Source organism: Bacillus sp. DJP31 (assembly GCF_049310945.1).
Taxonomy (GTDB): Bacteria; Bacillota; Bacilli; order Bacillales; family SA4; genus Bacillus_BS.
Map to the genome: position 1 here is coordinate 32,673 of NZ_JBMERO010000012.1, position 19,260 is coordinate 51,932.

The following is a 19,260-nucleotide window of genomic DNA, read 5'->3' on the forward strand; positions in this document are numbered from 1 at the left end:
TAAAAACACCTCCAAAATCAGCATAGCCAAATTCGAAGATGAGTATACTAATCTATAAAATTAATAATCTACCAATAGGTGACAGTATCAAGGATGCCGATGACTACCATAACCCAACCCGCACATATTTGAACATACTTTCCCAGTTTTCTACCCTTTTGTTTAATCACTTTTTCAGCAAGATTAAAATACCAAATACATACAACAGCTAGCAACAATGGTAAGGATGTTCCTATGGCGAATAAACTAGGTAATACGACACCAACTGGAGATGAAACCACCATAGGCATCAGGGTTACAAAGAACAATATGAACATGGTTGGACAGAATCCTAACGAGAAACTAACTCCCATTAAAAAAGAGCCCATCTTTCCATCACTAAGGAACTTTTTAGGTATACTCGCTACTGTCACAGTCCATCTCGTAGAAAACAAGCCGATCATAAATATCCCTATTAGAAGTAGAAGCGGCCCTGTGAGTCTTCTAATCCATGGAAAATACATTGTAAGGGATTGTTGAAACTCACTCCCTAGCATCCAAACTAAAAATCCTAATCCGGAAAACACCACTATTTTTCCAAGGATAAAAAAGAAGACTTTCTTCCATGGTATTGCTTTTTGAATAGACTGGTTCCCGAATAGAGTGATAGCTCCTAGATTCCCAGAAAACTGACAAGGTGACAATGCACCGACTAACCCTAATACAAAGGCTGCAATGATGGGAATACCACTAACTTTATAAAATACATTGAGAAAGGGTTGACTTAGTATATTGCTTATTTGACTGAAGAATTCATACATATCTCTATCCTTTCATCACCACTCTATGATTCATTTACTAAGACTAAAGCGTTAAGCTGAAAATATGTCTGAATAGTAAAGATTGTATTTTCAGTAAGCCGCAAAAAGAGTCGATTTAATAAACAACTTGTTCATGCCGCTTTCCACTTAATTTCAAGTAGTATGCCAATATGATAGAAATAATACTTAACCAAAAAGTGAAATATCCTATCTGGGGAATATAAGAATCTAGAACACTGTAGGTAGGCACCATAAAAAACACATAATCAATGACATCGTTATGGAATGTCCAAACGGCAGCAAGTACAAGATGGATCATCTTATACTTAAAATATGGTGTGTACAAAAGTCCCTGTATCGCCATTGCTCCATGAGAAAGAATCAGCATATAACCTGTCCAATGAAGCGTTCCTAGCTCTATTAGAACTAGGAAATTCATCACTACTGCCCAAATTCCATATTTAAAAAGAGTAACAACTGCTAAAGCTTCAATAAAGCGAAAATTTTTCTTTATCATTAAACCAAATATAGCGAATAAGAAGAATAAACTAGCTGTCGGACTGTCCGGAACAAAGATCAGAAATTTTGCTGGAGTACTAAAAAGCTGTTCTTTATACCAATAATATCCATATAACGTTCCAAGCAGATTAACAATGAATAAAAGCCACACGAATTTTCTATTACCAAGTAATACATATATGTTTCTCATAATCCAAACTCCTTTAATAAGCAATAAACTGATTTCTGACCGTACTTCATTACGAATTCTTCCTTCTTTTCAATACCAGAATGCATATATATATTCCAAATAGGATGATACCTGTTATTGTAATGAATAGCTTCCCTCTTCCATCCCATTCTAAGTAGGAACTTACGGTATACCCCTCTAAAAATAAGGCTGGAATCTTGCCGAATAGTGTAGACAGTCCGAATAAAATGATTGACACTTTACTAAAGGCTGCCCCAATATTAATTAAACCCGAAGGCATAAAGGGAAGTAGTCTTAACGATAATAGTAATAGAAAAGCTTCACTACCCTTTACTCCTAAAAGTCTTCGTATATAAGGAGATTGAAATTCCTTCTTCTGAGAAACTATCTTTATCCCCTTTCTATATAACCAGAAGGATACTAAACAGCCTATAACTTCGCCAATTAGTGATAGGAGCGTCCCTTCCCAAAATCCATAAACATAAATATTTGCCGCAGTTAGAAAGAAACTAGGAATAAAAGCAAAGATACTAATCAACACATTGAGTAAAATACTGATGAGATAGGAGATTTCTTTGTTATTCATGAGTAATTCAATGAGAAATTCACTCATTCTCTATTCCTCCGATACCCATTTATAACCTACTCCCCAGACCGTTTGTAAATGATGTTCAATCGGGAACCCAACCTTACGGAGTTTTTCACGGATATTTTTCACATGTGAATCTATCGTTCTGCCTTCTGTTTCAGCATCAAAACCCCAAACGGTTTCAATGAGATCTTCCCTGGTATACACTTTGTTTATATTCTGAAGCAGGGTGCCAAGTAAGATAAACTCCTTTGGGGTCAGTAAAATCCCTTTTCCTTTATAACTAACTTGCATGGAGTCTTCGTTCCAGACAAGTTCCTTGAATACTACCTTACTCTGACTTTTTACTCTTCTTAATACAGCCTCGATCCTTGCTAGTAACTCTTTTTCATCAAATGGTTTTGTCATATAATCATCAGCACCTAATTGAAGGCCTCTTACTATATCATTTTTTTGGTCACGAGCTGTAAGCATGATGATTGGAACCGATGAAAATTCCCTTATTGCCCTACAAGTGGTCCAACCATCCATTCCTGGCATCATCACATCTAAAAGGACGATGTCAACCATTTCTTTTTCCAAAAGAATTAGGGCTTCTTCACCTGAATGGGCTCTTTGGCATTCGAAATGATACTCTGATAATTGTAGGGCAATTAAATCTAACATTCTTTGCTCATCATCAACAATTAATACCCTTTTCATCTTATATGCACCTATCCAATCTAATCGTTATGATCGTTCCAGCATTAAGAGTACTTTCAACCCAAATCATTCCACCATGTGCTTCAACAATCTCCTTGGCTATCGACAATCCTAAGCCCGTTCCCCCAGAGGACCTGGACCTGGACTTATCTACTCTATATAACCGCTCGAATATATACGGTACATCACTTTCTGGTATTCCGATTCCTTCGTCCATAATCTTAATAATCACATGGTGCTTATCATTTTCAAATGAAATAGTAACTTGTGTTTGTTCATCCGAATATTTCAATGAATTGTCTAGAAGATTCGTAAATACTTGCTCAAACCTTTCTGCATCTAGTTCCACTTGTATAGCCGAATCTCCATCAAGTTTTATCACGATTTGTTTCTGAAGGTATGTAGGCGTAACTTTTCGAACAATCTTTTCTAAGAATGTATGCAAGTTAACTTTTTGTTTACATACTTGAAAAGAGTGCTGATCAACCTTTGCTAGTTCAAATAAAGTATGTATTAATTTTGCTAAATTGGTTATTTCTTCTTTTATGATCGCTAAATATTGGTCTCTATCCTTATCACTAATTGAGGATCTACTCGCCACATCTGCATACCCATTTATATAAGTAAGTGGCGTTCTTAATTCGTGAGCAATACTTGCTAAGAATTCATTTCTTTCTTTTTGTAAACGGTTTAAATCAGTGGCTAGCTTTTCAATTGAATGAGCTAATTCACTTAATTCATCGTTTGTTGAAACATTCAATGATACGGTAAAATCACCCTGACTTAGCCTTTCTGTTGCTTGTTTCATTCGAATGAGCGGATAGGTGATTGACCTTGTAAAAATAAAGATTGAAACAATAGTGAGTAGGATTGTCACTGCACCTATTGTCTGAAAATGATTTCGTAAGCTTTTTGTCATTTCATGAATAGACTCGGTCCCTTTAAACATAAAAACTAAACTAACCTGCTCTTTTGCTTGAATTAAAGGAGATACAGTCGCGATGTATTTCCTTTTCCGCCAATCTCCCTCTACAATCAATCCATTTCTCGGTATATTTCCTAAACGTATTGCATCTTCAATATATTCATCGTACTTTCCTTCCTTCTCAGATGCAGCAAGAATTTTCCCGAACATGTCTGTAATCACTACATCAGTCTCAGCCTCAGACTCCATTAAGGCAACGTGGAATAGAGTTTCTTCATTGTTATGTTTTTCCAACACATTCCGGTGACTATTGCCTCTAGCTCTTAATTCTTCCATCTCCTCTTGAATTCTTGAATCCTGCAAACTGAAAAATAAATAAATCGAAAAAATAGACTCAAGTGTAATGACCACAATAAAGAATAATATTCCGAGCTTGATTGAAATTCGATTCATAAAAACAACCCTTTACCTTAGTAGTATAGATAAAAAATATGGAGGAGTTATGGAGGCTAAAAATGATAGCAAAAGACTGTAAGAATGTCCTTACAGCCTACTTTTGACTATTGCAGAATGCCTTCTTTTACTAGTTCATTCCATGTTGTAGCTCCGTCACTTGATAGATAGACATTTCCTTTAAACGTAATGAAAACAAATTCTTCAGCATTTAGAGGATTTTGTGCTACGTACATAACAGCATCTTCTTTCATTTCTGGTAAATCCATTTGTTGTTCTTTGCCGTCTGAAATGGAGTGTTTGACAAGAACAGATTCTTCTCCAAAGGCTCCATACCACAAGGAATCCTCGGACAAAAACACAGAGGTCCCTTGTTTACCATTAGTTAGCAAAGAAAAGCTTTGACCTCCATCTTTTGATTGGTAAATACCTTCCTGACTAGCAGCTGCGACCATATTGCTGTCTGTTGGATGGACAGCCAAGCTAAAGATTTGTTCTCCTAAATTGGATGCTTCTTTTTTCTCCCACGTTTCCCCATCATCCTGCGAGGAGTACAAACCAATATCCATTTTTGAGTTCTTTTGTTCATTTAAAATATAAACAGTATGACTTTCATATCCAACACCCATTGCATGAAAATCGCTTTCTCCCTCGAAGTCCAAGTTTTCAATACTTTGACCATTATCATAGCTCCTGCTTACTCCTAATGGGTTAGTGAGATTCACTCCGTCACCGGGATGACCACTAGTATAAAACCCTTTATCCACGGCATTGAAACCCATATAGTCATTATTATTTTCTTTTGTACGATACCATTTTCCATCTTGATAAACCTTTAAGCCGTCATGAGAAGCAAAATAAATAGCATCCTTATTTCCGGCATAGCCCAAACCATGGACATGTTCAAGTTTCCCCGTGAAAGGCTCATAAAAATCATCGGTAGACATAAGGGCAGATTTATCCACATTTTCCGAATCCACTTTATCCTCTTCAGGAGTTGTTCCTTCGTTATTACCACAGGCTGTTGTTATCATTAAAATAACTATTATTACTATAAACAATAAATATTTACTCAATAGATTTCCTCCTATATGTTTTATCACAAATACGTATGTATAAAAGATAACAATAAGATGTGGAGTTTGTATGGAGGTCTTTATCTACCCCTATTATTATCCTAAAAATTATATATAACAACCAAAAAGCCGATTTACATGTGTAAACCGGTACAATTAATCGATTAAATTAGCCTGAATTATTAGTACTCTTCATTTGATGTTTACGCTGCCCGTAAAGAGTCATGCCCCGAGGCTTGTACACGGAAAGTATCGTGGTCACGAGCAACACGAACAGACCTCCACCGGCATGAAGAAGTTGGCTCTGCAGTCCAACTAGATTGATGCTGTCCGACTCTGCAACTACACCTGCTAGGAAACTTACAGTCGGCATAGTTTGTAGTAAAACGCTGGTTGCAATTATCGTTAGTAGTAGTTTAAAAAGGACCCAATAGTGCCTGAACAATCCCCATTGGGTGCCAAGTGACATGACAAGTCCGGTCACGAGTGATGCGATGGCCAACGGAACAATAACATACCAGCCGATCAACTCCATCGCAATCCAGACGGAACGCCCCATCTGTGTATTTTGGCTGGTCATAGCTGCGACGACGAGAGCAAGGTAAGAAACAACTACACCTAGCCATCCGACCGACGAAGTGACATGGATGGTGAGTGCGAACTTGCGGAGGCGGGGTGTCATAGCCATCAGTTGCCACCTTCGGTTGTTGTCGGATCATCAGATGGTAAATGGCGGCCAGGTCCGTGTTCTCCTGTGAACATCATGGTGACAACCAGTAGGGCCAAGATGACAGCAATGACCCCAAAAACCTTCACCCATCTAGGTATGCCGGTGGTTAATTTATCGTCAGACTTACTTAGGTCCTCATCTTGCATCAGTCCTGATACTCTTTTTATCATTCAGATATCTCCCTGATTGTTTTCGAATCACTTTAATAGAAGATGAGTTGGAGACTGCTTATTTCTGAGCTGATAGCTCATTTCCTGTTACCCATTTATGATTTTTCACTTCTTCTCCATCATTAGTTGGAGTGTAATCGATCATATACACTGTTGTCTGTTCGGCTGAATCAACAACAGCAGTTGCACCTTTCATACCTTTCATATGTTCAGTCTCTAGTGTCACTTCAGCTCCAACTGCAAATGGTTCTTCTCCAGCTTCTTTAAGCTCTTCGTGAATCACCCATTCATGATTCTCTACTCTTTTCCCACCAGTTGTTGGATCATACGAAACCGCATAAACGGTGGTATCATAAGCACCTACAATTGTCGCTTCAGCCCCTTTCATACCTTCCATATGATCTGCTTCTAAAGTAGCTTTCTCCCCCACTTCATAGGTTGGGCTTTCAGCGATTTTCAACCCTTCTGGTACTTCTCCCGTGCTAGAATGGTTCATATTTCCATGGTCCATGCCACCCTTGCTGTCGCTCTTTGAATCCGTGTCATTGGAGCATGCACCCAGAACTAGAATAGTAGCTGCAATCAATATCGTGGTCACTCGTTTTTTCACCATTTAAATAGCCTCCTTGTCATTTGATACCATCTTACAATGTAAATGTGCAGAAAATATGGAGTAAGCAAAACATAGTTCCAAAAGAGCACTTTATTTTTACCAGCTTACCACACTAAACAAAAAGCAACTCTAATAGAGTTGCCTTATCCTTACACCACTTTTATAGTTCCTCTCATCCCTGCTTCATCATGTCCAGGAATTGTGCATCTAAATACAAAAGTTCCCGCCTCTAGAACAGTGAAAACAACTTTCCCTTCAGTTTTTGGTGTTAGATGTATATGAACTATATTTTTACTCCCATGGTTATGTTGGTTAGAAGATGAGAAAATTTCTACATTGTCGGTCTCAATTTCTAGGTCATGTTCGACTTCACCTACATTGTTAAAGTGGATGGTCACCTTCTCGCCCTTATTGATTGTTAAAGAATTAGGTGAATAGCTAAACTCATTGGCATCAAGTGCTATGGTATTCCCTGAATTGGTTGCACTCATTTCTTTATTAGTAGAATGTCCTTCATGTGTGGAATCATTCATTTGTCCATCCCAAATTGGACCTTGTAGATTAGATGAAAATATTATAATGCCTATTATCAGTAGGAGTGCAATAGGATTTTGGGTAATCTTTATAAATCGAGTTCGAACTGCATGTTCATTCTTGTTTAGGATTGAAATAAGTAAGAACGAAATGATCAAACAGAATATAAATAGGATTCGTGTGGTCAACTCATGATAAGTAGGATGTATCATTTCGCCTAACATGGCCCCCATCATTCCACCCATAAGTCCAGATAGTATTCCATCAAGAAGTCCCATAATCCCGACAGAAACACCTGAAAGTGCGCCAACAATTATGCCAACACTTGCACCTATTGCAGTGGATATGAATAAGTCACCCTTAAAGAGGATACCTGCAATGACTCCAGTAGCCAATCCCATTACCATACCCAAAGCCATGGCAACCATCATCCCGGACATTAAAGTGAGCTTCCTTCGATTTAATAGGGAAAGAAATACAATACCTATGGCTAAAACCGTTAGAAAAAATATGACCATCAGTAAACTATTGCTCAACTATGTCTCCTCCTTTATTTTTTCTTAACTATATGAGTACAAGCAATGAATTATACTTTTCTTCCTATATCTTGCTTTTTTCACTTGTTTTCTAAGTACAGTATTCTTCCAACTACATCCACCTTAAGAAGTAGATTAATCTACCGATAAACACCTTAGCTAGTTTTTAACGAATGTGTGGGGATGAAGGAATGAAAAGTTTAAGCATAAAGAAATTAAAAAGGTTATTGGCACTGTCTATATTTTTGCTTGTCATTCTATTAATCTATGTTAGTTACTTAAAGGTTAAAGTTGACCATCTTCCTTTAGCTAAAGAAATTAGTTCGTATTTTATTGAAGATGCTCGTGCTATAGATGAGAATAATACTAGTATAGTTAGCAATGATGGCGAGGGAGACAATGAAGAGCAACTTGATCATTTACTAGATGTAGAGGGAAGAGTCTCTGAAGAAGAAACACCCGAAAATGAAGCACTTCAAAGAGATGCAATTATTGATCAAAATAAAATTGACACAACCTCTGAAATCGAGATAAAGACTCCTACGATTGATAGAAATAAATTTCATAGTACGTTTGGTAGAGAGGTTGTATTTATTTATTTTTCTCATAACCGTGAATCATTCTTGCCGTATTTTAATAAAGGGACCCTTCCGGAAAATGCTTACCATTCAGACTTCAATGTTTCATTAATTGGTGAGCGTTTAGGAAAAGCTTTAAAACATAATGGTGTCTGGAGTTCAGTAAGTGAAGTTGATATCATTACTATGCTAGATGAGAGAAAGTTAAACTTCAATAGTTCCTATCAAATGTCCAGGGAATTAGTGGTGGATGCGAAGAGAAATAACCGAAATCTCGAGCTCTTTTTTGATCTACACCGAGATTCTTTACCAAAAAAATATACAACCATGAACTTTAATGGAGAACCTTATGCTAAAATTTCATTTGTTATAGGAAGTGGTCATCCAAACTATAAAGAAAATCTTGCTTTTACAAATGAGCTTAATGATAGGATTAATCAAACATACCCTGGATTATCTAGGGGAGTCATTATAAAAGATTCAAGTCAAGGAAACGGTGTCTATAACCAGGACTTATCTCCGAGTAGTGTGATTATTGAAGTGGGGGGAGTAGATAATACGATTGAAGAGCTCTATCGAACGGCGGATGTATTAGGGTTTGTAATTGGTCAATATTATTGGGGAACAGTGAATTGATTAAGGTTCTTTTCTAAGTGAAAAATTTTTTCTAATGAACTTTTTATAACCTACCACAAAGGATGATGCGGTAGGTTGTTTTACATAATTATTCATTCGTTTTCCTTCTACTCTGGTTCATGTACATCAGGATTTGCTGGTTCTTCAATTTCCACCACTTCGTCAATTTGTAAGTAGGCTACTTCTTTGCCAAGATAGTCCGTTTTACTGAGTGTTCCCGATACTTTTACCCACTGGTCTTCATCCAGGTCAATCGCGTTAGATGCTGTTGAAAGTAAGCCATGTATAGCCTCTCTCTCCTCTACTCCTCGTCTACCCACCACAAATTGATTTTCTAAAAAGCCTTCTTCACGATAAATAAAACCAATAAGTTCTATTTTTTCACCCACAAAACTTTCATAGTATCTATCAATAACGTACATTAACGAAGTAAAGTTCTCGTCTGTAAATACAAGCTTATCTAATAGTAGGTACTCATTTTTCAGACTCTCATAATATTCTGGTGACAAGCCATGCGAATCATGTTCCTCTTTAGGTTGTTCTTCTTCGTTTAGTTTTTCCAGATAGGATTTGGGATCCTTTAGATATGCATTGGCTTTGTCCTGATTGATTGTCTTTTCATCTTCCTTAAATAGAATTAGGTTTGTACCTAGTGCGGTTAGTATAAATACAATCAAGGCTGTTAAAATCACTAATGTTTTTTTCATAGCTACCTAACCTTTCAACTTCTTGTGAATATAGTATACAGGCTTACACTGTAAGGTTCAAAGCGTGAGAATTTTTGAAGAGGAAGGAAAGCTCATCGATTAGCCTTTAGTCCGACTAAATAGTTTCACCCCGGGGAATTTTGCATCATGGAGTGGAAATCAACAGGTATTTTAGCACATTTTTTTAAAAAAGGGACTTTTTCAGCAGTCTCGTAATTTGTAACGTTGTTTCTTTTTGTGCATGACTCATCATTCTTCTTCCTCTAAATATACCGATAGGGGGTATGTTTTATATCAAAAGAAAAGTGCTAATTAAGCACTATTATGCAAGATCGTAACCTTGTTCATCTATTGTTTCTTTGATTTGGTCTAGAGTTACTTCAGTAGAGTTAAACTGAACATCAACCGTTCCATTTTCTAAGTTTACCTTTACTTCATTTACACCCGATAATTTACCTACACTACCTTCAATTGCATTAACACAGTGACCACAAGACATACCATCTACAGTTAATGTTACTTTTTCCATTATAAGCACTCCTTATTTTTTCATTAATTTTTGAACTGTGATTAAAAACTCATCTAAAACCTCTTGATCGCCTTCTTGAATTCTTTCTACAACACAGCTCTTTAAATGCCCTTCCAAAAGAAGCTTTCCAACACCATTTAAGGCAGATTGAATAGCAGAAATTTGTGTGATCACATCGTCACAATAGGTGTCCTTTTCAATTAAGCCCTTGACTCCTCTAATCTGACCTTCTATACGGTTCAAGCGACTGATTAAGTTTTTCTTGGTTGTGTCTGAGTGATGACTTTTACGACCATGCTCTTCAGGAGAGCAGCATTCTTCATTTTGATTAGGTTGATCCATTGTCTAACCGCCTCACACTCTTTGGCTTGACTCGAAGTAAACGAAGACTATTTAAGGTAACAAGCAGGGTTGCTCCCATGTCTGCAAAGATTGCAATCCATAATGTTAACCAGCCTGGAATAACAAGCAATAAGGCAAGGAGCTTAATGCCGATCGAGAATGTAATGTTTTGTTTAATGATGGCTAGTGTTCGTCTACTTAAATCGATTGTAAAAGGTAACTTGCTGAGGTCATCCCCCATTAAAGCAATGTCAGCTGTCTCCAAAGCGGTATCCGTGCCTGCTCCACCCATTGCAATTCCAACTGACGACGCTGCTAAGGCTGGGGCATCATTTACACCATCACCCACCATTGCAACCTTTTTGTATTTCATTCGTAATTCCTTGATGTAGTTCAGCTTATCCTCTGGCATTAATTCTGCTTTAACACGACTTACTCCTGTATACTCGCCAATTGAAGCAGCTGTTAATTGGTTATCACCTGTCAACATGATTGTTTCTTTAATACCTAACTCATGGAGGCTTCTAATCATCTCTTGACTGTTTTCTCGGACTTCATCAGCGACAGCAATAAGTCCAATCACTTGATCGCTAGTGCCGATTACCATGACGGTTTTACCTTGTGATTGAAGGTTCTTAATTCGGTTTGTAAGGTCCTTACTTAATTGATTTCCTAGTAACTCTTTGAAAAAACCTGGACTACCCACAAAGTATTGAATTCCTTCAACTATTCCTTTTACACCTTTGCCTGTAATAGAAGAAAACTCTGTTACCTGTACGGACTTGTAATTCAAGCCTTTTTCCTCAGCTTTTTTCATAATGGCTGATGCTAATGGATGCTGTGATAAGTTTTCTAGTGCGGCTGTGGATAGCAATAACTCTTCTTCAGTATGAGAATTCATTAAAACAGTGTCAGTAACAGCAGGAATACCTTTTGTTAACGTACCTGTTTTATCAAAAGCAATAGCCTCTAATGCCCCCGCTTCTTCTAAATAAATTCCACCTTTGATAAGAACTCCATTTCGAGCGGCGTTTCCAATGGCGGTTACAATCGAAATAGGCGTCGAAATCACTAAAGCACAGGGACAACCCACTACAAGGACCGCCAATCCTTGATAAATCCACTCGCTCCAATCACCATTTAGAAATAACGGAGGCATGATCCCTACCCCTAAAGCCACCAACATAATTGCAGGAGTATAGTACTTGGCAAATTTCTCGACGAAGGCCTGTGAAGGGGCTCTTTCTGCCTGTGCCTCTTCTACAAGGTGGATAATTTTTGCAATCGTCGTATCCTCCACACGCTTCGTTACTTCAACTTCTATTAAACCTTCCGCGTTTAAGGTTCCTGCAAAAACGTCATTGTTCACCATTTTTAGTACAGGAATGGACTCTCCGGTAATAGCAGACTGATTGACGGAGGATTCTCCTTTAAGAACTTTTCCATCCATTGCAATTTTTTGACCAGGTTTAACAACCATGATATCGCCAATTTCAATATCGTCGACTGAGACCATTTCCTCCTTGCCATTTCTCCTAATTAATGCTTCTCTTGGAGAGATATTCATCAAAGACTGAATGGATTTTCTGGCTTTATCCATCGAATAGGTTTCAAGTAGCTCACTAATGGCAAAAAGAATAACGACTGTGGCCCCTTCACCCCATTCTCCTATAAAGGCAGCTCCAATAATAGCAATGGTCATTAAGGTTTTCATATCAAATTGAAGCCTAATTAAGTTTTGTAATCCTGCTTTAAATAAGCGTGTACCACCGACTAGAATGGAAGTTACATAAGCTAATGCTGAGCCTAAGCTCTCCTCGCCATTCATTTGACCAGCAACCCAGCCCAATAGGAGAAAAGCAATAGAAGCAATCACTGTCGAGTATTGTTTATAGAAAGATTTTCTCTTAACTTCAAATCTTTCCTTTTCAGGTACAATTTTTAAATTTTCAAATGCCCCTGCTTTTTCTAAGTTTTTAATAGTTGTTTGACCATATACTGTTATCTTAGCCGCACCAAAATTAACCATTGCGTCTGTTACACCATCCAGGTGTTTAACGTTCTTTTCGAACGTTGCCGCACAGCCAGCTCAGGAAAAACCTTGAACACGATAAACATTCTTATCGACAGCCTTTTCGAAACTATTATCCACGTAAAGCCACCTCCTTTTGATGGGCGAGTGCAATTAGCATGAGCTGCTGAACGTGATCATCATCAAGGGAATAGAAAACTAACTTCCCTTCTTTTCTATACTTTGCCAGACCCAGTTTTTTTAATTGGCGTAAATGATGGGAGGCTGTTGCAACTGAGCTTCCCACAATATTGGCTACATCACAAACACAAAGCTCTTTTTCCAAAGCAAGTGAATAGGTTATTTTAACTCTGGTTTCATCAGATAAGGCTTTAAAAATTCTAGAGACCTCTAGTGTATTCTGTGTTCCTAGGCCTTGTTTAACTCGGTTTACTTTATTTTCATCAAAGCATGTAATTTCACAAATGTCTTGTTCCTTCAATTTCAACACTCCTACTACATTCAAAGTTTCATTTGAATATAGTATACAGAATATCAATAATATGTTCAAACAATTGTTTGAATGTTGTTAACAAATGTACAAAGAACCGCCGAGATGTTTACTCAGCGGTTTCACAAGGTTATTTACAATCACAGTATTCTTAAATAACAAAGAAGGATAGAACGATTAAAAAAGTCCACTTGTCCGTTTGAATTAGATTACTATTTTTTTAGAATTTCCGATCATTCGGTACTCTAGTTGGTTGTTAATTCTGAGTTGTCTTTTTATGGACCCGTGTTCTTCAAGAAACCATGTGAAAATTCATGACTCCTCATTTGAAGAAGTCCCTTCCTCTTCAAGGTGACCTGACTTCTTAATTTTTGTTTGGATGTACTTTTGGTTGAACTCAGAGCTATCGCCCCATAAGGATTCTCTTCCAGAAACTTGTAAACCTGATTTTTTTAAGGCGTCCAATTTCTTAGGATTGTTTGTCATGAGTGTGACTGGCTTAGAACGAAGAGCCTTCAATACCTGGATCGCATCACTATAATTTCTAGAATCGTCAACAAAACCGAGACTTTCATTTGCTTCAACAGTATCATATCCATTTTCTTGGAGTACATAAGCCATCGCTTTACTAAAAAGTCCAATTCCTCTACCTTCATGGTTTGCTAAATAGAACAATGCGCCTGTCCCATGATCGATAATCATCTTCATGGATTGCTTAAGCTGGAAACCACAATCACAGCGTTTACTTCCAAATATATCACCTGTATGACAAATAGAATGCATTCTGATGATTGCCTCATCCGCATATTCAAAATCACCGTATACTAACACACTGGATTGCTGTAATTCAGCTAAATTAACGGAAGCTAATTTCTCGATAATTCGTTCGAAATCCTCTGTCACCTCATTGCAATTTAGCCAACAATACCATTTAAAGACGACTGTTTCACCAAATAGATTAACAGGAAGTCGAATTGGTCCAACAAGATAAATGGCCCCTTTTTCTGTCTTAATCAATTGAATTTTTTCTTCTAATACCCCAAGAACTTTTGAATCGAGCTTCACTTGTATCATTTTGTACATCGCCCTTTTTTAGCTTAGTTTGTAACGATTACTTTATTACATGCAGGGAGTTTTTAATTGTGTACTTACTTATAGAGCCTGTTCAAAAAGGAGGACAAAAAGAGCAAAGAAGTTCAAGGAAGCGAAGTCTTGAGCTTCCTGCACGTATGTTTTGTATACGTGAGGAGCGGAAAAGACGAGCTGACGAAGAAATTCGAAGCTATTTTTGCCGGACTTTTTGAACATCCTCTTATATTCAAACATATTCTTTTTCTAATTCCTACCATGATGTCAGTTTATATTGGAATCTTCCTTGTGTATACCGGGTTACTTTTTTAGAGGATCTGTTTTAACAAATACTAAAGTAGGTACTGCATAATGATTAGATAGAGCCATACTTCATTGAAGTATGGCTCTCTTACGTTTGACTTAGGACTTTAGTACATCATAATCAACATAGTATTCCCCATCGATCTCGTAAACCCAAATCAAATCGAATTAATCTTAATAAACATCACGTTGGTAACGTTTTTGCTTTTGTAAATCATTAAGGTATGCTTCGGCTTCTTCTCGGTTCATACTACCTTCTTTTGCAATTATGTTTATTAATGTTTCATGTACATCTTTTGCCATATATTGCTTGTCACCACAAACATAGAAGAAAGCTCCCTTTTCTAACCATTCAAACAATTCTTTGCTCTTTTCAAGCATTAAATGCTGTACATAAACCTTTTGCTCAGAGTCACGTGAGAATGCGACATCTAAATTAGTCAATACACCATCTTTTTGATATTGCTCTAACTCGTTCTGATAAAGGAAGTCCGTCGCAGAACGCTGATCCCCATAAAACAGCCAAGATCTACCCGTTACTTTATTTATAGAACGCTCCTGTATAAATGAACGGAATGGTGCTATACCTGTCCCTGGTCCGACCATGATAATATCTATATCAAGGGATTCCGGCAGGTTAAAATGTTTATTTTGCTGAATAAATACTTGAAGCTCATCTCCATCTGAAATACGTTCCGAACATAAGACAGAACAAACTCCTTTTCGTTCACGTCCGTGAGCCATGTAACGTACCGCACCAATTGTAAGATGGACTTCATTAGGATTTGCCGTGATGCTGCTCGCAATTGAGTATAGACGTGGTGGCATCTTTCTTAAAAGGGACACAATTTCCTGAGCAGAAGCACTCCAAGGACCAAAGTCACGCAACAAATCCAGTACGTCACGACCAATGATATATTCTTTCAACTGGCTTGCATTTTCAACAGTAACGAGATTGTGTAACTCCTCGTTCTGAGTAAAAGCAACTGCTTGTTGTAGTATTTTTTTCGTTAATAACGTTAATTCAAAATAAGTTATTAGGGCTTCCTTCAGTGGAAGTGTTTCGCCATTTTTATTAATAACAACAGCTTCCCTCTCATCCCACGCCATCTCTTTTATAAGAGAAGCAACTAATTCTGGATCATTTTCAGGAATAATACCAAGGCAATCACCTGGATCATAAGTAAGCCCTGACCCTTTTAAGGATAACTCAATATGCCTCGTTTCTTTACTTGAACCTGTTTTATTTAGATTACTATTTTTGAGAACCTTCGCTTTATATGGGTTGGTCCTTGAATATGGTGTTCCAACGATCTTGTTATCCTCTGTAGAATCTGGATTTGTCATTGTCGTTTGCATAGTCTTCACCTCGAGTTTTATATAAAGTAAAAATGAATGAATAAGATAATCATTGTTACCTATTCCATTATAACGACTTTTTACTTTGAAGGCTATCTTTCAAATTATAAGGTGATCTTTTCTAACATTTGTAATTAAAGTATAACAGTAAGCCTTTTACTAACAATTTAGACACATGATCCTATAAAAAAAAGTAAAAACAAAAAAACGTAGGGATGCCAAAACCCCACGTTCACCCTTCCTTATTTGATAATAAACTCAGCAACTGTATCCTTGCCATTCCCGATTGAGAAGGTTGTAAAAGTAACTTCACTTCCTATTCCCACTTCTTCTCCTTCAATTTGAGCAGTTGCATCCTCCGATATACGGTAATTTACATCTTGACCATCTACTGTAATAATAACCTCAACATTCGCCTCAATACTCTTTAAAGTGCCAACTATTTCAGGAGCGTCTTGCCCTGCAAGCATTATTCCACTTGCATTGCCTGATGTCCCTTCCCCACTTGTATTATCTTGTTCTACGCTAGCTCCACATGCACTTAAAATGGAGATAACCAAAATGCTAACAAACATTAAAGTCACTTTCCTAAAATTCATCACAATATCTACCTCCTAATTTTGCTGTACAATTAATTAGTCGGTAAAAATGTGAAATAGTTTCAATTTATTATTTTTGAGTATACTCTTCACTTTTGTATTCTAAAAGATCTCCCGGCTGACAGTCTAAAGCCTTACAGATTGCTTCTAACGTGGATAGTCGAATTGCTTTTGCCTTTGCATTTTTCAATATAGAAAGGTTAGCCATTGTTATTCCAACCCTCTCTGAGAGTTCTGTTACACTCATTTTCCTCTTAGCCAGCATCACATCAATATTGATTATAATTGCCATTGTTTTCACCTCAGACTATTAAGTCGTTCTCTGATTTTATATCGATGGCTTCTTGTAAAAGTCTTTGAAGAACAGCCGCAAAGACAGCAATCACCAAGGGAGCAAAAATCATGACCATACCGATTAGTATTAGACCCGGTGCGTCATCAATCTCCGCTAAGATATAGACGAATGGTAAGGCTACCACATACAAGCCACTGATTATGATTGCACAGATTTTGATTTTCTTTAGAGCTCTTACAGATAATTCCGAGAAAGCTTGGTTCTTGTCAATATAGCTTAAAAGGTTAAAAGATTGATACAAAGCAAAGTAAAACGGGATCGCAGAAACATACATAACCATTAAAAGGCCATAAACCACAAAAGCCACATCTGAACCTCGTTCTGCTGCTTCATTTGCTTCATTGGCTATCTGAGGCAACAAAAATAGACACAAAGCAAGAACTGGAATACCAATAAAAACAACAGCCACCTTTAAAAAGAGTGTTGAACTTCGTTTCATAAAAAGCACCTCATTTATTTATTATTCATTTGAATGTAACACGGATTTTATTGTTTTGCAATAAAATAATATTACTTATCATTAAACCGTTATTGTTTGTAGTCTATCTATGGGTATTTGTATGTAGGTAAGAGAAGATTTTAAATTGGGGAATTTCGTCGTATAACTCTCTGACATAGATTATGGTATCTCCGTATGTTGGATGACCTTTAAATGGTATGGTGGCAAGTAATAAATCCATGTTGTCTTTTGCTCGCTTTTCTTTATAGTTGATGATTTCAAAAAATCCATTAGTTACCTTGGAGAAATCTTGCGACAAATCAGCTATTCTTCTACGTCTACTATATTCTTTTTCCATCACTTACTACCTAGCTCAGTGTTTATTTCTTGTAACTCTTCCACCAATGCTTCCCATTCAAAGTAGTCACTAACGCTTTCTACTTCATCCCAGTGCTTATTACCCTTAATAACATCTTTGTAGACTTTTTCAAAAGGTTGATTGTTGTAATTTTCTTCAAACTTCTTTATTTTAATCATAATTTTTTCGCATCTTCTACTAAGTGAATTTTCTCTTTCTAGATAGGCATTAGATAACAGTTGAATTCTTGTCATGAGATCTGCATCTTTCAATATCTCTATTACATGTAACGGTATTTGTCGATGATTTGTTGTTTCTACAATTTCTAACTGACCATTCTTTCCGTATCTGTGAATAGTTTGATGATTGATACCAATTCTTTCGGCAACTTCATCAACTGTCAACAAATAGGATCCATCATATAAGTATTCTAATTTCCCTTTTGTTGTAATTGAGAGGAAAAAAGCATCCAGGTAGAATTTAATAACCCCTAGCTCTTTAGATGTTCCATATTTTTTATTTGTAAGAACCTCAATAAGTGATTTCAATTTAACGATTGTATGGTTATCTATTTCATTGGCAGGTTTATATACGGTGTCTTTGGAAGGGATAATTCTTAACAGAAAACTTGAATATTGTTTTTGTAAGTTGATGATTGTCAGCGCAAATATCTCAGTTAGAAACACCTCAATGTCTTTAGAATTTTTTGTTCTTCCCTTTATCAATTCCGAATTCATATAGCGATGTAAAACAAAATCTTCGTTTATCATCATTTCCAAATTATTCAAACCTCCCTCTTACTATATTATATATGATTATCTTATTTCTAAACAGTTCTGGTGTAACCTGGTTCCTTGCCTTATTGCTTTACTGTTTTCCAACCTTCATTTTTGAGCATCTCTTTTATTCTAGTTTGAGAGTATTCCAATCTAACATTTCCTCTGTTAATTCAAAAAAACTTCCCTTCAAATCCGATTATTATATTCCCTATTTCAAAATGATCAATGCTTTTAATTAGCATGTTATTTAAATTCAGCTTCAATATAGAAATACAATCTGCCTCTGTTATAAAAATTCGCTTCTGCTGCCAGAAGTTGAGTATAGTAGGAGTAGTTGAAAATATATTCTAGGGAGGCTACAGCCATGTCACAGGAGATTTGGATAAACTTGCCGGTCAAAGATGTTGAGAGGTCAACTGCCTTTTTCAATGAAATTGGATTCCATGCGGTGAGCGTTGGTAACGAGAGAGCCAAGCTTGCCATAGGTCAAACAACGATTCTGCTGTTCCCGGATGCAGCGTTTGAGAAATTTACAGGTTCAAAAATCGCAGATACTTCCCATAGCGCAGAAGTAATATTTTCCATTGGCGCTGACAGCAGAGAAAAAGTAGATGCCTTTATTCAAAAAGTAGAGTTTGCCGGAGGAAGCGTCTTTGGCAAGCCCAGTGAAATTGACGTCTGGATGTACGGCGCAGGATTTGCCGATCTCGACGGTCACCGCTGGAATCTACTGTACATGGACGAGAGCAAAATGCCGAAACACTAATATAGAAACGCCGGTCACCGGCGTTTTTTTACACCCCGTATAATCTCATACAATCTCCTTTT

Annotated in this window: 25 protein-coding genes; 3 read left to right on the top strand and 22 right to left on the bottom strand. The window is 37.0% G+C overall.

Going from position 1 to position 19,260, the window contains the following annotated elements; translation table 11 throughout:
* Positions 1 to 68: 68 nt before the first annotated feature.
* From ACOI1C_RS12540 to ACOI1C_RS12585, 10 genes are all read right to left on the bottom strand, one after another.
* Positions 69 to 800: a sulfite exporter TauE/SafE family protein gene (locus ACOI1C_RS12540; protein WP_422510871.1), complete on the bottom strand. Its 732-nt coding sequence runs from the start codon at positions 798 to 800 to the stop codon at positions 69 to 71.
* Between the two features lie 115 nt (positions 801 to 915).
* A complete protein-coding gene (locus tag ACOI1C_RS12545) occupies positions 916 to 1,509 on the bottom strand; it encodes a DUF1405 domain-containing protein (protein ID WP_422510872.1) in 594 nt (197 codons plus the stop codon).
* Positions 1,510 to 1,558: 49 nt separating this feature from the next.
* A complete protein-coding gene (locus ACOI1C_RS12550; protein ID WP_422510873.1) occupies positions 1,559 to 2,122 on the bottom strand; it encodes a TVP38/TMEM64 family protein in 564 nt (187 codons plus the stop codon).
* Positions 2,123 to 2,125: 3 nt separating this feature from the next.
* On the bottom strand, positions 2,126 to 2,800 hold the full coding sequence (locus ACOI1C_RS12555) for a response regulator transcription factor (protein WP_422510874.1): 675 nt from the start codon (positions 2,798 to 2,800) through the stop codon (positions 2,126 to 2,128).
* A gap of 1 nt (position 2,801) precedes the next feature.
* Positions 2,802 to 4,178: a sensor histidine kinase gene (locus ACOI1C_RS12560; RefSeq protein WP_422510875.1), complete on the bottom strand. Its 1,377-nt coding sequence runs from the start codon at positions 4,176 to 4,178 to the stop codon at positions 2,802 to 2,804.
* Between the two features lie 107 nt (positions 4,179 to 4,285).
* Complete coding sequence (locus ACOI1C_RS12565; RefSeq protein ID WP_422510876.1) at positions 4,286 to 5,254, bottom strand: F510_1955 family glycosylhydrolase; 969 nt, start codon at positions 5,252 to 5,254, stop codon at positions 4,286 to 4,288.
* Between the two features lie 169 nt (positions 5,255 to 5,423).
* Entirely contained in the window at positions 5,424 to 5,942 is a 519-nt protein-coding gene (locus ACOI1C_RS12570; protein WP_422510877.1) for a DUF2269 domain-containing protein, read from the bottom strand.
* Complete coding sequence (locus ACOI1C_RS12575) at positions 5,942 to 6,154, bottom strand: hypothetical protein (RefSeq protein ID WP_422510878.1); 213 nt, start codon at positions 6,152 to 6,154, stop codon at positions 5,942 to 5,944. Before ACOI1C_RS12575 ends, ACOI1C_RS12570 begins: the two co-directional genes overlap by 1 nt.
* Before the next feature lie 58 nt (positions 6,155 to 6,212).
* On the bottom strand, positions 6,213 to 6,767 hold the full coding sequence (locus ACOI1C_RS12580; protein WP_422510879.1) for a YdhK family protein: 555 nt from the start codon (positions 6,765 to 6,767) through the stop codon (positions 6,213 to 6,215).
* Positions 6,768 to 6,916: 149 nt separating this feature from the next.
* Positions 6,917 to 7,837, bottom strand: coding sequence for a plastocyanin/azurin family copper-binding protein (locus tag ACOI1C_RS12585; RefSeq protein WP_422510880.1), 921 nt, complete (start codon positions 7,835 to 7,837; stop codon positions 6,917 to 6,919).
* Positions 7,838 to 8,028: 191 nt separating this feature from the next.
* Between ACOI1C_RS12585 and ACOI1C_RS12590 the strand changes: the two genes are divergently transcribed.
* Positions 8,029 to 9,051 (top strand): stage II sporulation protein P, encoded by a 1,023-nt coding sequence (locus ACOI1C_RS12590; RefSeq protein WP_422510881.1) that lies wholly within the window; start codon positions 8,029 to 8,031, stop codon positions 9,049 to 9,051.
* Positions 9,052 to 9,158: 107 nt separating this feature from the next.
* Here the strand turns inward: ACOI1C_RS12590 and ACOI1C_RS12595 are convergent, their stop codons facing one another.
* The 6 genes from ACOI1C_RS12595 to ACOI1C_RS12620 form a co-directional block, all read right to left on the bottom strand.
* A complete protein-coding gene (locus ACOI1C_RS12595; RefSeq protein WP_422510882.1) occupies positions 9,159 to 9,758 on the bottom strand; it encodes a hypothetical protein in 600 nt (199 codons plus the stop codon).
* Positions 9,759 to 10,080: 322 nt separating this feature from the next.
* A complete protein-coding gene (gene copZ, locus ACOI1C_RS12600; RefSeq protein WP_422510883.1) occupies positions 10,081 to 10,287 on the bottom strand; it encodes a copper chaperone CopZ in 207 nt (68 codons plus the stop codon).
* Positions 10,288 to 10,299: 12 nt separating this feature from the next.
* Positions 10,300 to 10,629 (bottom strand): metal-sensitive transcriptional regulator, encoded by a 330-nt coding sequence (locus tag ACOI1C_RS12605; RefSeq protein WP_422510884.1) that lies wholly within the window; start codon positions 10,627 to 10,629, stop codon positions 10,300 to 10,302.
* Positions 10,616 to 12,781 carry a heavy metal translocating P-type ATPase gene (locus ACOI1C_RS12610; protein WP_422510885.1) on the bottom strand — a complete coding sequence of 722 codons (2,166 nt, stop codon included), beginning with the start codon at positions 12,779 to 12,781 and terminating at the stop codon, positions 10,616 to 10,618. The genes ACOI1C_RS12605 and ACOI1C_RS12610 overlap by 14 nt, the downstream gene beginning before the upstream one ends.
* Entirely contained in the window at positions 12,774 to 13,142 is a 369-nt protein-coding gene (locus ACOI1C_RS12615; RefSeq protein ID WP_422510886.1) for an ArsR/SmtB family transcription factor, read from the bottom strand. The genes ACOI1C_RS12610 and ACOI1C_RS12615 overlap by 8 nt, the downstream gene beginning before the upstream one ends.
* 321 nt (positions 13,143 to 13,463) lie before the next feature.
* A complete protein-coding gene (locus ACOI1C_RS12620) occupies positions 13,464 to 14,225 on the bottom strand; it encodes a GTP cyclohydrolase II (RefSeq protein ID WP_422510887.1) in 762 nt (253 codons plus the stop codon).
* A gap of 68 nt (positions 14,226 to 14,293) precedes the next feature.
* Between ACOI1C_RS12620 and ACOI1C_RS12625 the strand changes: the two genes are divergently transcribed.
* Positions 14,294 to 14,455 carry a hypothetical protein gene (locus ACOI1C_RS12625; RefSeq protein WP_422510888.1) on the top strand — a complete coding sequence of 54 codons (162 nt, stop codon included), beginning with the start codon at positions 14,294 to 14,296 and terminating at the stop codon, positions 14,453 to 14,455.
* 262 nt (positions 14,456 to 14,717) lie between these two features.
* Here the strand turns inward: ACOI1C_RS12625 and ACOI1C_RS12630 are convergent, their stop codons facing one another.
* The 6 genes from ACOI1C_RS12630 to ACOI1C_RS12655 form a co-directional block, all read right to left on the bottom strand.
* Positions 14,718 to 15,902 carry a sulfite reductase subunit alpha gene (locus ACOI1C_RS12630; RefSeq protein ID WP_422510889.1) on the bottom strand — a complete coding sequence of 395 codons (1,185 nt, stop codon included), beginning with the start codon at positions 15,900 to 15,902 and terminating at the stop codon, positions 14,718 to 14,720.
* 242 nt (positions 15,903 to 16,144) lie between these two features.
* Positions 16,145 to 16,504 carry a hypothetical protein gene (locus ACOI1C_RS12635; RefSeq protein ID WP_422510890.1) on the bottom strand — a complete coding sequence of 120 codons (360 nt, stop codon included), beginning with the start codon at positions 16,502 to 16,504 and terminating at the stop codon, positions 16,145 to 16,147.
* 67 nt (positions 16,505 to 16,571) lie between these two features.
* Complete coding sequence (locus tag ACOI1C_RS12640) at positions 16,572 to 16,793, bottom strand: helix-turn-helix domain-containing protein (protein WP_422510891.1); 222 nt, start codon at positions 16,791 to 16,793, stop codon at positions 16,572 to 16,574.
* Between the two features lie 10 nt (positions 16,794 to 16,803).
* Positions 16,804 to 17,295, bottom strand: a complete 492-nt coding sequence (locus ACOI1C_RS12645; protein WP_422510892.1) for a DUF2975 domain-containing protein — start codon at positions 17,293 to 17,295, stop codon at positions 16,804 to 16,806.
* Between the two features lie 103 nt (positions 17,296 to 17,398).
* Positions 17,399 to 17,653: a hypothetical protein gene (locus ACOI1C_RS12650; protein WP_422510893.1), complete on the bottom strand. Its 255-nt coding sequence runs from the start codon at positions 17,651 to 17,653 to the stop codon at positions 17,399 to 17,401.
* On the bottom strand, positions 17,653 to 18,432 hold the full coding sequence (locus tag ACOI1C_RS12655) for a hypothetical protein (protein WP_422510894.1): 780 nt from the start codon (positions 18,430 to 18,432) through the stop codon (positions 17,653 to 17,655). The genes ACOI1C_RS12650 and ACOI1C_RS12655 overlap by 1 nt, the downstream gene beginning before the upstream one ends.
* Before the next feature lie 364 nt (positions 18,433 to 18,796).
* Between ACOI1C_RS12655 and ACOI1C_RS12660 the strand changes: the two genes are divergently transcribed.
* Positions 18,797 to 19,198 (top strand): VOC family protein, encoded by a 402-nt coding sequence (locus ACOI1C_RS12660; RefSeq protein ID WP_422510895.1) that lies wholly within the window; start codon positions 18,797 to 18,799, stop codon positions 19,196 to 19,198.
* The last annotated feature ends 62 nt before the right edge of the window (positions 19,199 to 19,260 follow it).

Excerpts from the sequence above, each read along its gene's own strand:
- ACOI1C_RS12605 (WP_422510884.1), bottom strand. The coding sequence starts at position 10,629 with ATGGATCAACCTAATCAAAATGAAGAATGCTGCTCTCCTGAAGAGCAT.
- ACOI1C_RS12640 (WP_422510891.1), bottom strand. The coding sequence starts at position 16,793 with ATGGCAATTATAATCAATATTGATGTGATGCTGGCTAAGAGGAAAATG.
- ACOI1C_RS12570 (WP_422510877.1), bottom strand. The coding sequence starts at position 5,942 with ATGGCTATGACACCCCGCCTCCGCAAGTTCGCACTCACCATCCATGTC.
- ACOI1C_RS12540 (WP_422510871.1), bottom strand. The coding sequence starts at position 800 with ATGTATGAATTCTTCAGTCAAATAAGCAATATACTAAGTCAACCCTTT.
- ACOI1C_RS12555 (WP_422510874.1), bottom strand. The coding sequence starts at position 2,800 with ATGAAAAGGGTATTAATTGTTGATGATGAGCAAAGAATGTTAGATTTA.
- ACOI1C_RS12575 (WP_422510878.1), bottom strand. The coding sequence starts at position 6,154 with ATGATAAAAAGAGTATCAGGACTGATGCAAGATGAGGACCTAAGTAAG.
- ACOI1C_RS12645 (WP_422510892.1), bottom strand. The coding sequence starts at position 17,295 with ATGAAACGAAGTTCAACACTCTTTTTAAAGGTGGCTGTTGTTTTTATT.
- ACOI1C_RS12545 (WP_422510872.1), bottom strand. The coding sequence starts at position 1,509 with ATGAGAAACATATATGTATTACTTGGTAATAGAAAATTCGTGTGGCTT.
- ACOI1C_RS12620 (WP_422510887.1), bottom strand. The coding sequence starts at position 14,225 with ATGATACAAGTGAAGCTCGATTCAAAAGTTCTTGGGGTATTAGAAGAA.
- ACOI1C_RS12590 (WP_422510881.1), top strand. The coding sequence starts at position 8,029 with ATGAAAAGTTTAAGCATAAAGAAATTAAAAAGGTTATTGGCACTGTCT.
- ACOI1C_RS12595 (WP_422510882.1), bottom strand. The coding sequence starts at position 9,758 with ATGAAAAAAACATTAGTGATTTTAACAGCCTTGATTGTATTTATACTA.
- ACOI1C_RS12630 (WP_422510889.1), bottom strand. The coding sequence starts at position 15,902 with ATGCAAACGACAATGACAAATCCAGATTCTACAGAGGATAACAAGATC.
- copZ (WP_422510883.1), bottom strand. The coding sequence starts at position 10,287 with ATGGAAAAAGTAACATTAACTGTAGATGGTATGTCTTGTGGTCACTGT.
- ACOI1C_RS12580 (WP_422510879.1), bottom strand. The coding sequence starts at position 6,767 with ATGGTGAAAAAACGAGTGACCACGATATTGATTGCAGCTACTATTCTA.
- ACOI1C_RS12550 (WP_422510873.1), bottom strand. The coding sequence starts at position 2,122 with ATGAGTGAATTTCTCATTGAATTACTCATGAATAACAAAGAAATCTCC.
- ACOI1C_RS12660 (WP_422510895.1), top strand. The coding sequence starts at position 18,797 with ATGTCACAGGAGATTTGGATAAACTTGCCGGTCAAAGATGTTGAGAGG.
- ACOI1C_RS12650 (WP_422510893.1), bottom strand. The coding sequence starts at position 17,653 with ATGGAAAAAGAATATAGTAGACGTAGAAGAATAGCTGATTTGTCGCAA.
- ACOI1C_RS12560 (WP_422510875.1), bottom strand. The coding sequence starts at position 4,178 with ATGAATCGAATTTCAATCAAGCTCGGAATATTATTCTTTATTGTGGTC.